Below are 13,464 nucleotides of genomic sequence, written 5' to 3' on the forward strand. Positions count from 1 at the left end.
CACAACGCCGCATTAGCGGCGTTGTTGTTTCAGCAGTTTTTTCAGCTGCCGCACTTCTGCTCTGAGTGGCTTTTCGGCTTTGATGTCACCGGCAAATACCAGTTGCTGATAATGTGCTGCCACCACAGCGCTTTGTTGTTGCAGTGTTGAGTGATGACCCAAGGCAGCCAGATATTGCAACACAGTTTGTTCAGGCGTTTTGGCTAGCCAGGGGCTGAGCTCTTGCACAAGCCAAACGGAAATAACAGGCGGCGCAGTGGTCAGGCGCAGCCATAACAACCTGCTTAATAACGTGGCAGTCAGTAGCAGTAGGATTATTTTGATGTAATACCACCAATCCAGCGCCGCCAGCTCCAATAGCCGGTTTTTCACGCTGCCCAGCAAGGATTGTTGCTGTTCATTGTCAAAACCAAGTACCCAGCGTGACCAGTAATAATCCAGATCTTCCAGTTGTTGCAGCAGTTGTTTGGCAAAACCTGCCCGGCCGAGCCAATTGCCTTCCAATCGTAATAAATCAGCGGCCGACAACAAATCTTCCAGACTGGCAAATAGCCGCTCTGGCGCCACCTGCAGTGTGGGGTCAAATTTATGCCAGGCCCCCTGATGCAGGTATTCCACCCAGGCATGGGCAGCCCTTTGGGTGACTTCCAGATAACTTTGGTTATCCCGCCATTCGCCGCCCAGATATCCGCCGACAATTCGCGCTGGTACACCGGCGGCGCGTAATAAAAAGGTGGTGGTCTGAGCATAATGACTGCAAAAACCACTTTTGCTTTGCCATAAAAACATATCAATCTGATCGCCCGACAAAGCCGGCGGGTTCAGGCTGTATCGAAAGCCGCCTTCGCGCAAATAACGGCCAATGGCCAGTACCAGTTGTTCCGGTGTTTTATGTTCAGCCGCAAGCTGCGCGGCGAGTGCCCGGCTTTTTGGATTGCCGGGCGGCAGCTGCAAATTGGTATTGTTTTTTGCACCGGGGAAATCAGGTACAGGGGTAAGCACCGACTGCACCTGAAAGCTGGCACGTTGGCTCAGCACACTGGGGCTGCTCAGCAGCGCATCGGTGTCAATGCGCTGCGGATAATTGACCTTCAGTGGCACGCCAAGGCTATACAAATGCCGCTGCTGATGTGGTTCAACAATAATTTTGTAGCTGAAGCTCAGGTTGCTGTTGTGTTTTATCTTGCTAAAGTCAGCCAGATCGTTGTTATAACGCCGCCGCCAGCTGTTGCCATCAAAAGTATCGTAAATTCTGGCGCGCCAATAAAGTTCATCCGGCTGTGGCAGGCGGCTTTGAAATTCAACCCGAAACGCCAGCTCGTCGCTTTCGACCAAACGTTCAATACTTCCCGGGTTCAGTTCATCACCGAGCCCCGTCATCGCCTGTTTGGCACCGGGCAGAGCCCAGAGTGGCGCAATGCGTGGAAACAGCAAAAACAAACCTAACCACAAAGGCACAAATATCAGGCTGGTTTTCAGCGCAGATTTATAGGGAAATGTACTGCCGGGCGCAGCAAAAGCCAGGTAATGGCTTTGCAGTTGTAATAACAACAACATAAATACCAGCAGCGCCATACCCAGTGCCTGATGCAGAATAAAACAACAGGCAAATAAAAAGTACTGCACCCATAACAGCTGCTGCACATCAGCGTGGTCATTTTGACGAAATCCGAGCAGCCGCAAAATAGCCGCCAGCAGCAACAGGTGGATCATCAGATGCAACACCCCCAGATCCCTGGCAAATAACAGCAGGGCAGAAACTATGGTCAGCGCCAGCAAATTGGATAACTTTAAACTCCATGCTGGTCTGCTCAGCAATAACTGCGGCAGTTTGGCCAGCAGCAACAACGCAAAAATGGCCAGACTCCAGAAATTAAAAGCCGGTGCCAGTAATAGCAATAACAAACTTTGGATCAGCCACAATCGCCAGATCACAGGGCTTGGTACTGCGGGGTAGGATGCCTGATTCGCTAACATAAACTCAGCGCCTCCAGACAACGTTGGCGGTGCAGTTCTTCGCTGCTAAGGCCCGGCTGCACCGTGCTTTGTCCACCCGCGTTTTGTGCAGTTGTGAGTTGTTCGCTTGTGAGCAGCCGGCCCTGGACTTCCAGGGTATAAGGCAGATGCCGGTGACTCAAATGCAGAATTTGCGCACAAATCTGCGATAGTGCCTGCTCAAGTGCAGCGCCTGACAGGGAAGGCACCACCAGCTGGTGTAACTCTGAGCCCTGTTGACTGAACACCTTCACTACAGGCTGAGACGGCTGGCGTGATAATCGTTTCCAGTCAATACGTTGCAGTGCATCGCCCATTTGATAAGGGCTTAAATGCGACCATTGCAGCTCACCATCACCTGTTGGCAGATGCTGTTGCATTTGTTGTTGCAAGGGATTGGGATACACCCAATAACTTTGATTCAGCGCCGGATAACACCAGCAGCGTACTAAACCAAAAGGGTACAGACTCTGAATTTTAAAACGCGGCAGCCGGTAAAAACCACGGCGCGAACTGTCCACCTGCAGCATTACCTCTGAGGGCAAAGTCCAGAATAACTGTGGCTCGCCGTTTAAGCTGAACTCCAGCAACTGACGCCCTCGTTGATTGGCAAGGTGTAGCTGCACACTGAGCATGTCACCGGCAAAAGCAGCCGTGGTTTCGCCGCTTTGTAGTACCAGACCATGCAGATTCTTAAAAGCGAGGATAATAGCGAGCAGCAGTAGGCCAATCAGTAAAAAACTGAGTAATAAAATCAGATTATTCTGATAGTTACTGCCTAATAAATACAAAATAGCCGCCAGCGCAAACAACGAAATGCCATATTTGCTTGGCAGCACATACAAAATATTCTGGCGCAGTGTCAGCTGGCTCACAGGCGGCTGGCGCCGCTCCAGCCAGACCCATATTTTATGTCTGACCCAGCTTTGCAGCTTGTGTTTCAGCAGCTGCATGGAGTTTCCTGAATTAACAGCGCACTGAGGTTGGACTGATGTTGCTGTTGCCGCGGTTGTAGTCTGTGTTCGGCCACTGCGGCAAACACCGCCTGTACGTCTTCAGTGGTTACAAACTGCCGTTGCTGTAAAAAAGCGTACGCTTTAGCGGCCCGCACCAGACCCCGTGCCGCACGCGGTGACAGCGGCAGCATGTCTGAGCGCTGCCGGCTTTGCCGGATAAGATCCAGCATATAACCCAGTACAGCATCGGTGGCGGTAATTTGTGGCACCAGTGCCTGCAGTGCCCTAAGCCGCTCTGTGCTCAATAGCGCTGGTAACTGCTGCTGCTGGCGGTTTTGTTGGTCCTGTTGCAGCAATTGCAATTCAGCGGCGCGCTCCGGAAAACCCAAGGTCAGGCGCATTAAAAAGCGGTCAAGCTGCGATTCGGGCAGGGCATTGGTGCCGCTGTGAAACAACGGGTTTTGTGTGGCGATGACAAAAAAAGGTGCCGGCAAGGGCCTGGTTTCGCCATCCACCGACACTTGCTGCTCTTCCATGGCTTCGAGTAGAGCGCTTTGGGTTTTGGGGCTGGCTCTGTTGATTTCATCGGCCAATAACACCTGACTAAAAACCGGGCCTGGCTGAAAATTAAATTGCTGCGAGCGGGCATCAAAAATACTAAAGCCGGTGAGATCGGCCGGCAGCAGGTCGCTGGTAAACTGCACCCGTCGGTAACTTAAACCAAGGCTTTGTGCCAAAGCGTGCGCCAGTGTGGTTTTGCCCATTCCGGGCAAATCTTCCAGCAATAAATGGCCCTGCGCTAACAGGCAAGTCAGCGCGAGCCGGATTTGCGGAGCTTTGCCGAGGATCACCTGATTCAGTTGCGATTCTACTTGTTGAATTTCTGTGTGCACTGTATGTCCTTGGGTCGGGAAAAGCCTTTGATGGCGATAAAATGACGCTTTGGCAAATAGTTACAAAGTTCGTATACTGCCGCAAGCGCTATTTCCGGAATGTTTTTGTGATGAAAATACTCTTTGTTTGTCTGGGTAATATTTGCCGTTCGCCCACAGCTCATGCCATTTTCCGGCAGCTGGCGGCGGAAAATAACTTTGCTTGTGAAATTGAATCTGCCGGTACCAGCGCCAGTCATAAAGGTGCTCCGCCGGATCCACGTAGCATCAAAGCGGCCATTGACGTCAGTTTTAAAGGCATTTACTCCCGCCCGGTACAAAGCACCGACTTTGATTATTACGATTTGATTTTAGCTATGGATCTGGAAAATCTCGCGGCGTTAAAACGCCGTTGTCCGGCGGAGCATCAGCACAAACTCAATTTGTTGATGAGTTACCACCCGGAATACGCCAGTCAACCCGAGGTGCCTGATCCATATTATGGTGGCGCCCGTGGTTTTGAGCTGGTGCGTCAGATGATAGAACAAGCCTGCGAGCATTTATTGCTTGAATTACAACAAAGGCGCTGATGGCGCTTTTGTTGTTTTTTTACCTCAGGATCCGCATCAGCTTTGCCTTTGTGCTGCATTTTTCGCCAACAGACGGCTAAATTCTAGGTTATAACAAATTAGCGATTGAAATTGGCCGGTAATAAATTTACTTTGTCCTTGGATTAATAGCCAAAGTGAATCAATTCCCCATTTCATAACCTTAATAGGATACGCAAAGTGACGACCTGGACGCCTCAAAGTTGGCGAGCATTTCCCATCCAACAACAACCCCATTACGATGATCCGGCCCTGCTGGCCAATGTGGAGCAGCAGCTGCATTCGTTTCCGCCTTTGGTTTTTGCGCAGGAAACCCGCGATCTCTTTAGTCAGTTAGGGCAGGTTGCCGAAGGCAATGCCTTTTTACTGCAAGGCGGCGATTGTGCGGAAAGCTTTAGTAACTTTAATGCGCCAAAAATCCGCGATACCTTTAAAGTATTATTGCAAATGGCAGTGGTGATGACTTTTGCCGGCGGTTGTCCTGTGGTGAAAGTGGCACGGATGGCGGGGCAATATGCCAAACCGCGCTCGAGCGACTTAGAAACCATCAATGGCGTCAGCCTGCCAAGTTACCGCGGTGATATCGTCAACAGCTTTGAATTTACCGAAGCGGCGCGCCGGCCAGACCCAAACCGGTTATTAACGGCTTATCATCATTCGGCTGCAACCTTAAATTTATTAAGGGCTTTTGCCCAGGGGGGCCTTGCCGATTTACATCAGGTGAGCCGCTGGAATATGGGTTTTGTTGAAAGCAACCCACTCAAAGGCCGCTATCAGGATATAGCGCAGCGAATTCAGGAAGCACTGCGCTTTATGGAAATTTGTGGCATCAGCGCACAAAATTCACCTTCTATCCGCGAAACCACTTTATATACCTCGCATGAAGCATTGCTGCTCAATTACGAAGAAGCTTTAACGCGCCGTGATTCGCTGACCGGCCTCTGGTACGACTGCTCGGCGCATATGGTGTGGATTGGTGAGCGTACCCGGCAGTTGGACCATGCCCATATTGAGTTTTTCCGTGGTATTCATAACCCGATAGGTGTCAAAGTTGGCCCTGGTATGGATGAGCTGGACCTTATCCGTTTAATTGACCAATTAAACCCGGACAATATTCCGGGCCGTTTAACGTTGATCACCCGGATGGGCGCCGACAAACTGGCCGATAAACTGCCGGCTTTAGTGCGCCGGGTGCAGCGTGAAGGCCGTAAAGTGGTCTGGAGTTCAGATCCAATGCACGGCAATACGGTCAAAGCCAGCAATGACTACAAAACCCGTGATTTTGAAGCCATTTTGCGTGAGATCCGTAACTTCTTTGCGGTGCATCAAGCCGAAGGCAGCCACGCCGGTGGTATTCATCTGGAGATGACGGGCGAGCATGTCACTGAATGTACCGGCGGTGCTTATGGTTTGTCTGAAAACGATTTAAGTCAGCGTTATTTCACCCAGTGTGACCCCAGGTTAAATGCCGATCAGGTACTGGAATTAGCCTTTTTAATCGCCGATACTCTGCAGACTGTCCGCAAGTAAGTCCGGTGGTTATGGCGCCAACATCTGGCCTGGATATCCAATCGCAAACCCACAGTGCTGCAATTCACAGCACTGTGGGTATTGTTGGTGCTGGCAGCATCGGCTGTTTTTTAGGTGCTATTCTGGCGCAGGACAAAAGCCTTGCTGTGCAGTTTTTTGGCCGTGAGGCTTTAGGGCTGGAGCTGGCCGCTTATGGTTTGTCGGCCGGTTTCCCGGGTGGCAACGCCAGTGCTATAGCACCGGCTTTTTATACTTCGATGGTCAGTCTGATTGAATGTGATGTGATTTTACTGACCGTGAAAGCTATCAGTCTGCCACATCTTATTCCACAGCTGAAAAAGTTTATCCGCCCCGATGTGCCAGTGATTGCGCTGCAAAACGGCATTGGTGTGGATACCATGTTAAGCGCCAGCCTGAGTAATCCGGTGTACAGAGCCGTGGTGCCTTTTAATGTCGTCAAAACCGGACCTGGCCATTTTCAGCAAACCAGTTCTGGTCAGCTGCTGTGGCCACAAAGCAACCAGCATAAACTGGACTATCTGGCAGCAATCTTCCGCCATTATGGCTCTGGTGTGCAGTTATGTGCCGATATGCGTGCAGTTGAATATGGCAAGTTGTTGTTAAACCTAAATAATGCGCTTAATGCGTTATCGGGTTTACCGCTGAAACAACAGTTGTTGCAGCAGGACTTGCGACTGGTTTTAGCGGCAGCTATGCAGGAATGGCTGCAGGTGGCCAGAGCACTGCAGGTGAAACCTCAGGCGATGACGCTGTTACCCAATCACTGGTTGCCCTGGCTATTGCGTTTACCCACCTGGTTGTTCCGGCTGCTGGCGCGGCAAATGTTAAAAATTGACGATGCAGCGCGCTCTTCCATGTGGGACGACATTCAGGCCGGCCGGCGTACTGAAGTGATGTATTTAAACGGCGCAGTGGTGCGCCTTGGCATTGATACCGGCATTGCCACGCCGGTCAACGCCGCTATTGTTGAACTGGTGAAACATCTGGAACAGGGCGAGTCTTTAACACTCAGCCCGGCCCAATTGCGTCAGCAGCTGTTACAACGTTGAGCTGGCCACTTCGGTTTTGTGTTGTTCTGCGGTTGCTGCCTGAAATATCTGTAGCCAGTCGTTTTTCATATCCACCAGGTGCCAGCCATAGTCGCTGACTGCTTTGAGCGTTTTTTGCCCCGGGCAGTATGCATATTCACGTTCAGCATCTGTGTGATGAATAAACATACATAACGAAGTTTTGCTCTGACCTGCCCAGCGTAACATGGCAATATCACCGCTGCTGTTGCCAAAAGCGGCAATAGGATGACGGTCGATATGGCTTTCAATACAAAGCACCTTGCCTTTACCGTTATCTAAAAACCAGGGAATGGGTTTGAGTTCGACGGACAGCTGACCGTTTTTCTCAGTGACCTTTGTTCTGAGCTGGCTACCAAGCGCCTGTTCAGGTCCAATGCCATAAGCCTGCTCGGAAAAAGCACGGATAAAATAACAGCTACCGCCGGAGACCAGATAATTGCGAAAACCATGCTGACGAAATAGTGCGAGCACTTCCAGCATCGGCTGATACACCAGTTGTGGGTAAGGGCGTTGAAATCTGGGATGTAAAGCTTTACCAAGCCAGCATTGTACCCAGTGTTTATAGTCATCGGTGCTGACCCCATCTATCCATTCCCTTAATAACCAGCGGGTGTCTTGTAATAATTTCTCCATAAAAACCGCGAGGCCGTGACGGATAAAACCCTGCACAGTGCCACAGAGTGGCTTGGACCTGATTTCATCGTGCTGCATCAGATCTTTAATAAAAGTGATTTCGGTCACATCAGGTTTTTCCACCCATAAGGTGCCGTCATGATCAAAAGTGGCGATTCTGTCCTGGGGCGCTACATAACAAGGGGATTCAGGATTGGTCACCTGATTGATAAAGTTCAGAATGGCATCACGGCGTGGACCGGGACGCCAGGAGGGTAAAGGCTGATGGTCTGTCATCTACAATCCTTGTACTTAATAGGCTGCGGGTTGTGGCAACTTATAGCGTTTGAATAGTGCTTTTATCAGTATTTTTGCCGCTTTAAGCCGGTTTCAGCCATGATTTTTGCCGAAATTTCTTCAATGGATAAAGTGGTGGAGTTTAAATACGGAATTCGCTCTTTTTTATACAGATTCTCCACTTCCGCCAGCTCCAGTTTGCACTGACGCAAAGACGAATAACGGCTGTTAGGCCTGCGCTGCTCACGGATTTGCGACAGTCGCTCCGGCGTAATGGTTAAGCCAAACAATTTACTTTTATGCTGCTGTAGCACCTTGGGCAAACTCAGATGATCCATATCTTCTTCGACAAAAGGATAGTTGGCCGCTTTAATGCCGTATTGCAAAGCCAGATACAAGCTGGTTGGCGTTTTACCTGAGCGGCTCACGCCAACCAGAATAATATCGGCTTTGGCGTAGTCCTTTAAGTTAGAACCATCGTCATTGGCCAGCGCATAGTTCACAGCGTCAATCCGAAAATCATAGGTTTTTTCATGAATACTATGAGTTCTGTGGGTTTTTGGCATCGCCTGAATGCCGAGCTCTTTTTGCATTGGTTCAACAAAAGCATTCAGAAAGTCATAACAGACTGCTTCTGAGCTGTTGATAATGGCGCGCAAGCCTTCATCAACAAAAGTTAAAAACACCAAGGGCCGCACACCGGTAGTTTTATAACGATCGTTAATGCGTTGTTTAGTCTGTAAGGCTTTGTCGGCGGTTTCAACAAATGGGATGGTCACATGGTCAAATTCTGCTGGAAAAAGAGAGAGTAAGGCGTGGCCGAATACTTCTGAGGTAATACCTGTGCCATCCGAGATATAAAAGGCTGTGCGCACGCTGAACTCCTGCTTGTTGTTATAAAATTACATTAAAAATTAAGGTTTTATTTAAGCCGTCTGGCAGTGTAGAATCTTTTTGCTTATGTAGCGAGCCTCGTAAGCTTACCTAACCTGCAACAAAAATTGGAGACATACTGTGCAAGAATTCGTTGTTTGGTATCAGGACTTGGGCATGCACGATGTTCCACGGGTCGGCGGCAAAAATGCCTCATTGGGTGAGATGATCAGTAACCTGGCCAACGCCGGTGTGCAAGTGCCAGGCGGGTTCGCCACCACGGCGGAAGCTTTTAATCAGTTTCTGGAACAAAGTGGTGTGAATGAGCGGATTTACCAGTTACTGGATAAAACTGACGTAGACAATGTCACTGAGCTGGCCAAAGCCGGTGCCCAGATCCGCCAGTGGGTAATTGACACCCCATTTCAGCCGGAGTTCGAACAAGCCATTCATGCAGCCTACGCCAAACTTTGTGAAGGTATGGGTGATGATGCCTCTTTTGCGGTTCGTTCTTCTGCCACTGCCGAAGATATGCCGGACGCCTCCTTTGCCGGACAACAGGAAACTTTCTTAAACGTCCGTGGTTATGATGCAGTTATTGAAGCCATCAAACACGTCTTTGCCTCTTTATTTAATGACCGCGCTATTTCTTACCGTGTGCATCAGGGGTATGACCACCGTGGTGTGGCTTTATCTGCCGGTGTGCAGCGCATGGTGCGTTCAGACTGCGCTTCTTCAGGCGTCATGTTCTCTATTGATACCGAATCAGGTTTTGAAGATGTGGTTTTTGTGACTTCATCTTATGGTTTAGGCGAAATGGTGGTGCAGGGTGCGGTTAACCCTGACGAATTTTATGTACATAAACCCACAGTTGCTGCAGGTCGCCCAGCCGTGGTGCGCCGTACTTTAGGCTCAAAACTGGTACAGATGGTGTATTCATCTGAGCAGGGTCATGGCAAACAAGTCAAGATTGAAGATATTCCACAGGCCAAAAGCCGTCAGTTTTCACTGACCGATGCTGAAGTGGAAGAGCTGGCCCGTCAGGCTATCACTATTGAAAAACATTACGGCCGTCCGATGGATATCGAATGGGCTAAAGATGGTATCGACGGCAAACTCTATATAGTACAGGCCCGCCCTGAGACTGTGCGTTCGCGTGAAGACAGCAACTCAATGGAACGCTTTCAGCTTCAGGGCAGCGCACCTGTGCTGACCGAAGGCCGTGCTATCGGCCATAAAATTGGCTCTGGTACCGCCAAAGTGCTGGCCAGCATCGCCGATATGGACCAAATTCAGCCAGGTGATGTACTGATTACTGACATGACAGACCCTGACTGGGAACCTATCATGAAACGCGCTTCAGCCATCGTCACCAACCGCGGTGGCCGTACCTGTCATGCTGCTATTATTGCGCGTGAGCTGGGTATTCCGGCGGTCGTTGGTTGCGGTGACGCCACCAGCCTGGTGAAAACAGGTCAGCAGGTGACAGTGTCTTGTGCTGAAGGTGACACAGGTTTTGTCTACGAGGGTATTCTGCCATTTAACGTGGTTACTTCCCGTGTTGATCAGATGCCACCGCTGAAAATGAAAATCATGATGAACGTCGGTAACCCGGAGCGTGCTTTTAGCTTTGCCAAGCTACCGCACGCCGGTATTGGTCTGGCGCGTCTGGAATTTATTATCAACCGGGGTATTGGTGTTCATCCCAAAGCGCTGCTCAATTACGATGCCCAGCCAGCCGATGTGAAAGCCACCATTGACGAGATGATGGCAGGTTACGCCTCACCCGTTGAATACTACGTTGGCAAACTGACTGAAGGCATTTCAACTTTAGCTGCGGCCTTTTCGCCAGAGCGTGTCATAGTTCGGATGTCCGATTTTAAATCGAACGAATACGCCAACTTAGTCGGCGGTCAGCAGTATGAGCCACACGAAGAAAACCCGATGATTGGTTTCCGTGGTGCCTCACGTTATATCTCTGAAGACTTCCGCGATTGTTTTGCGCTTGAATGTGAAGCGTTAAAACGGGTGCGTAACGACATGGGCTTTACCAATGTTGAGGTGATGATCCCATTCGTGCGGACTTTAGAAGAAGCGGCGGCTGTGATTGACCTGCTGGCTGAGCAAGGCTTAAAACGCGGCGAAAATGGCCTGAAAGTCATTATGATGTGCGAGCTGCCAAGTAACTGTCTGCTGGCTGATGAGTTCCTGGAATATTTTGACGGTTTCTCTATTGGTTCTAACGATTTAACTCAGCTCACTCTGGGTCTGGACCGTGACTCCGGTTTAATCGCGCACTTATTTGATGAACGTAACCCTGCCATTAAAAAGCTGTTGTCGATGGCGATTTCTACCGCCAAAGCCAAAGGTAAATACGTGGGTATTTGTGGTCAGGGCCCATCCGATCACGAAGATTTTGCCGCATGGCTGATGGAGCAAGGCATTGATTCAGTGTCGCTGAACCCTGATACTGTGCTGGAAACCTGGTTATATCTGGCGGAAAAATACGGCGGTTAAGTTGAACTGCTGAGAAAAAGCCAACCCAAGCCGGTTGGCTTTTTTTATCTGCCAGATATAGCGATCGCAACCATGTTGCTCATTTTGTGTCTCTGCCTGAACCTGGCTTTGAGACCTGTGTTTTAACTTTTCTGATAAAGAATTTTTATGCTGACAATAGTGTTATTAGGCGCCACCGGCCAGTTGGGTCAGGCACTTACCGAAGATTTAACCGCGCTTGGCACTGTATTAACGCCAAACCGGCAGGAGCTGGATTTAACCGACAGCACTGCGGTGCAACAATGGTTTTTACAGCATCCGGCGGATTTAATTGTCAATGCTGCTGCCATGACAGATGTGGATGGTGCTGAGCGAAATAGCGTTTTATGCGAGCAACTGAATCACCAGTTGCCGGCGACTCTGGCTACTATAGCCAAAGAGCAGCATAGCTGGTTATGCCATTTTTCCACCGACTATGTGTTTGATGGCAAAAAAACCGAACCTTATGTTGAAACTGATGAGACAGACCCTCGGCAACAATATGGCCGCAGTAAACTGGCTGGCGAACATGCCATTATTAGCTCAGGCTGCCGTTATGTCATTTTGCGCACCAGCTGGTTGTATAGTCATAGCGGCCGGAATTTTTTAACCACCATGCTGTCACTGGCACCAAACCGGCAGGAACCTTTTTTGGTGGTGGATGACCAGGTGGGCGCACCCACCAGCGCTACTGCAGTGGCTGACGCTGTGGTCAGTATTTTTAGCCAGATTGTTGCCATGTCACAGGAACAAGCGCGCGCTGTGAGCGGTATTTATCACTTAACTGCGGCCGGTGAGTGCAGCTGGTATGAATTTGCCAATACCATTTTTTATTATGCGGTGGATGAAGGACTGCTGGAGCAACAACCCGAAGTGCTGCCCACCGACAGCCTGAGCCTGAACAGAGCAGCCAAAAGACCGGCCAATTCCAGGTTAAATAATCAAAAAATACAAAAGACTTTTGGTATTGAGTTAACTGCCTGGCAGCATCAGCTGGCCGATTGTTTACAACTGATAAAAAAACATACAGAAACTGGTAAATAATCAATATCTTAAGTAAGCTAGCCAAGGATAAATTTCAAGCGGAGTGACCGATGGATAACAGCGCAGTCAGCATTGAGCAACAGCAGAAAATAACCCGCGCCCAGGGCGCACTGGTGGCTTTGCTGGCGGGTGACGCGTTAGGGGTTCAGGCCGAGTTTTTAGCTCCGCAAGAGCGTCGTGCTCTGGGGGCAGGTAGCTTATTAAGCCTTCGCGAAGGCCCCTGGCACACCTTGCCTGGCCAGCCCACTGAAGAAGGCGAGTTGGTGTTGTTATTGTGCCGCATGCTGGCGTTTTGCCGCTGTTATCAAAGTGCCGATGCGGCTTCGGCCTATCAGTATTGGCTGCAAAGCCAGCCTTTTGCGATTTCGGCATCTTTACAACAGGCGTTAACGGTAACGCCTTCCGAACAGGATTTTGGGCTGTCGGCGCTTGGCCGCCAGCTGCCTGTTGCTATGATGGGTGTGCATTTTTCACTGCCGCAAATTGCCGCCTGGGCCATGACCGACACCGCTATCACGCAGCCTGCGCTGTTATGCCAGCAAATCAGTGCGCTTTATGCCATGTTGCTCGCCAAAGCCATAGATACTGGTGCCGGTATTGATGAGCTTTACCAGGACTTACAACAATGGGCACGCGATCTCAAAGTGGAAACTATACTGCGCCAGACCATCGATCAGGCGCTTTTTATGCCGCCTGCCAACTATGAAAATCCGGCGAACCCGGCGCTTTGTGCTTTTCATCATGCTATCTGGCAATTGCTTTATGCCAAATCTGTGGGGGAAGCCATAGTGGACAGTATCCGGCAGGGCGGTGACACCGGCAGCCATGCAGCTATTGCCGCTGCTTTAGTGGGGGCTGTGCAGGGAGTGGACAAATTGGATCCTGAGTGGCTTAACGTGTTGGCAAGTTGTAGACCGCAGGAAGGGGTGACGGGTGTTGATCAGCCAAGACCCGAAGTGATGTGGCCGGTGGATGCACTGAAGCTGGCGGCCGATCTGGTGTTGTTAACGCCTGCTGAGTTGTTAAGCTAAACGCCGTTTTCAGCGATGGC

Annotated in this window: 11 protein-coding genes; 6 read left to right on the forward strand and 5 right to left on the reverse strand. The window is 50.2% G+C overall.

The genetic code is table 11. The features are described 5' to 3' along the window. Positions 1-12: 12 nt before the first annotated feature. From N3Z11_RS14235 to N3Z11_RS14245, 3 genes are read right to left on the reverse strand one after another with little or no spacing between them, the layout of a single operon-like run. Positions 13-1,977 carry a DUF3488 and transglutaminase-like domain-containing protein gene (locus tag N3Z11_RS14235; RefSeq protein ID WP_260657862.1) on the reverse strand — a complete coding sequence of 655 codons (1,965 nt, stop codon included), beginning with the start codon at positions 1,975-1,977 and terminating at the stop codon, positions 13-15. Continuing rightward, a complete protein-coding gene (locus N3Z11_RS14240; protein ID WP_260657863.1) occupies positions 1,971-2,948 on the reverse strand; it encodes a DUF58 domain-containing protein in 978 nt (325 codons plus the stop codon). The genes N3Z11_RS14235 and N3Z11_RS14240 overlap by 7 nt, the downstream gene beginning before the upstream one ends. Further along, positions 2,936-3,844 (reverse strand): AAA family ATPase, encoded by a 909-nt coding sequence (locus N3Z11_RS14245; protein WP_260657864.1) that lies wholly within the window; start codon positions 3,842-3,844, stop codon positions 2,936-2,938. The genes N3Z11_RS14240 and N3Z11_RS14245 overlap by 13 nt, the downstream gene beginning before the upstream one ends. 110 nt (positions 3,845-3,954) lie before the next feature. Here N3Z11_RS14245 and N3Z11_RS14250 point away from each other — a divergent pair, with 110 nt between their 5' ends. The 3 genes from N3Z11_RS14250 to N3Z11_RS14260 all read left to right on the forward strand — a co-directional run bounded on the left by N3Z11_RS14250 (position 3,955) and on the right by N3Z11_RS14260 (position 7,031). After that, positions 3,955-4,413 carry a low molecular weight protein-tyrosine-phosphatase gene (locus tag N3Z11_RS14250; RefSeq protein WP_260657887.1) on the forward strand — a complete coding sequence of 153 codons (459 nt, stop codon included), beginning with the start codon at positions 3,955-3,957 and terminating at the stop codon, positions 4,411-4,413. A gap of 198 nt (positions 4,414-4,611) precedes the next feature. Continuing rightward, positions 4,612-5,961 carry a class II 3-deoxy-7-phosphoheptulonate synthase gene (locus N3Z11_RS14255; RefSeq protein WP_260657865.1) on the forward strand — a complete coding sequence of 450 codons (1,350 nt, stop codon included), beginning with the start codon at positions 4,612-4,614 and terminating at the stop codon, positions 5,959-5,961. Positions 5,962-5,972: 11 nt separating this feature from the next. Beyond that, complete coding sequence (locus N3Z11_RS14260; protein ID WP_260657866.1) at positions 5,973-7,031, forward strand: 2-dehydropantoate 2-reductase; 1,059 nt, start codon at positions 5,973-5,975, stop codon at positions 7,029-7,031. On the opposite strand, the gene N3Z11_RS14265 is transcribed toward N3Z11_RS14260, so the two are convergent. Together N3Z11_RS14265 and N3Z11_RS14270 are read right to left on the reverse strand one after the other, a co-directional pair. Further along, positions 7,020-7,961 carry an HAD family phosphatase gene (locus tag N3Z11_RS14265; protein WP_260657867.1) on the reverse strand — a complete coding sequence of 314 codons (942 nt, stop codon included), beginning with the start codon at positions 7,959-7,961 and terminating at the stop codon, positions 7,020-7,022. The two genes, N3Z11_RS14260 and N3Z11_RS14265, sit on opposite strands and share 12 nt — an antisense overlap. A gap of 65 nt (positions 7,962-8,026) precedes the next feature. Next, positions 8,027-8,836 (reverse strand): pyruvate, water dikinase regulatory protein, encoded by an 810-nt coding sequence (locus tag N3Z11_RS14270; RefSeq protein ID WP_260657868.1) that lies wholly within the window; start codon positions 8,834-8,836, stop codon positions 8,027-8,029. 139 nt (positions 8,837-8,975) lie between these two features. Between N3Z11_RS14270 and ppsA the strand changes: the two genes are divergently transcribed. The 3 genes from ppsA to N3Z11_RS14285 all read left to right on the forward strand — a co-directional run bounded on the left by ppsA (position 8,976) and on the right by N3Z11_RS14285 (position 13,444). After that, positions 8,976-11,351: a phosphoenolpyruvate synthase gene (ppsA, locus tag N3Z11_RS14275; RefSeq protein WP_260657869.1), complete on the forward strand. Its 2,376-nt coding sequence runs from the start codon at positions 8,976-8,978 to the stop codon at positions 11,349-11,351. 147 nt (positions 11,352-11,498) lie between these two features. Beyond that, positions 11,499-12,413: a dTDP-4-dehydrorhamnose reductase gene (rfbD, locus tag N3Z11_RS14280; protein WP_260657870.1), complete on the forward strand. Its 915-nt coding sequence runs from the start codon at positions 11,499-11,501 to the stop codon at positions 12,411-12,413. 50 nt (positions 12,414-12,463) lie between these two features. Next, entirely contained in the window at positions 12,464-13,444 is a 981-nt protein-coding gene (locus N3Z11_RS14285) for an ADP-ribosylglycohydrolase family protein (RefSeq protein ID WP_260657871.1), read from the forward strand. The last annotated feature ends 20 nt before the right edge of the window (positions 13,445-13,464 follow it).

It is taken from the genome of Rheinheimera sp. 4Y26 (assembly GCF_025245835.1).
Classification (GTDB): Bacteria; Pseudomonadota; Gammaproteobacteria; order Enterobacterales; family Alteromonadaceae; genus Pararheinheimera.

What these genes read in the sequence shown, in the direction of transcription:
- N3Z11_RS14235 (WP_260657862.1), bottom strand. Translation starts at nt 1,977, where the DNA reads ATGTTAGCGAATCAGGCATCCTACCCCGCAGTACCAAGCCCTGTGATC.
- N3Z11_RS14240 (WP_260657863.1), bottom strand. Translation starts at nt 2,948, where the DNA reads ATGCAGCTGCTGAAACACAAGCTGCAAAGCTGGGTCAGACATAAAATA.
- N3Z11_RS14250 (WP_260657887.1), top strand. Translation starts at nt 3,955, where the DNA reads ATGAAAATACTCTTTGTTTGTCTGGGTAATATTTGCCGTTCGCCCACA.
- N3Z11_RS14260 (WP_260657866.1), top strand. Translation starts at nt 5,973, where the DNA reads ATGGCGCCAACATCTGGCCTGGATATCCAATCGCAAACCCACAGTGCT.
- N3Z11_RS14265 (WP_260657867.1), bottom strand. Translation starts at nt 7,961, where the DNA reads ATGACAGACCATCAGCCTTTACCCTCCTGGCGTCCCGGTCCACGCCGT.
- rfbD (WP_260657870.1), top strand. Translation starts at nt 11,499, where the DNA reads ATGCTGACAATAGTGTTATTAGGCGCCACCGGCCAGTTGGGTCAGGCA.
- N3Z11_RS14285 (WP_260657871.1), top strand. Translation starts at nt 12,464, where the DNA reads ATGGATAACAGCGCAGTCAGCATTGAGCAACAGCAGAAAATAACCCGC.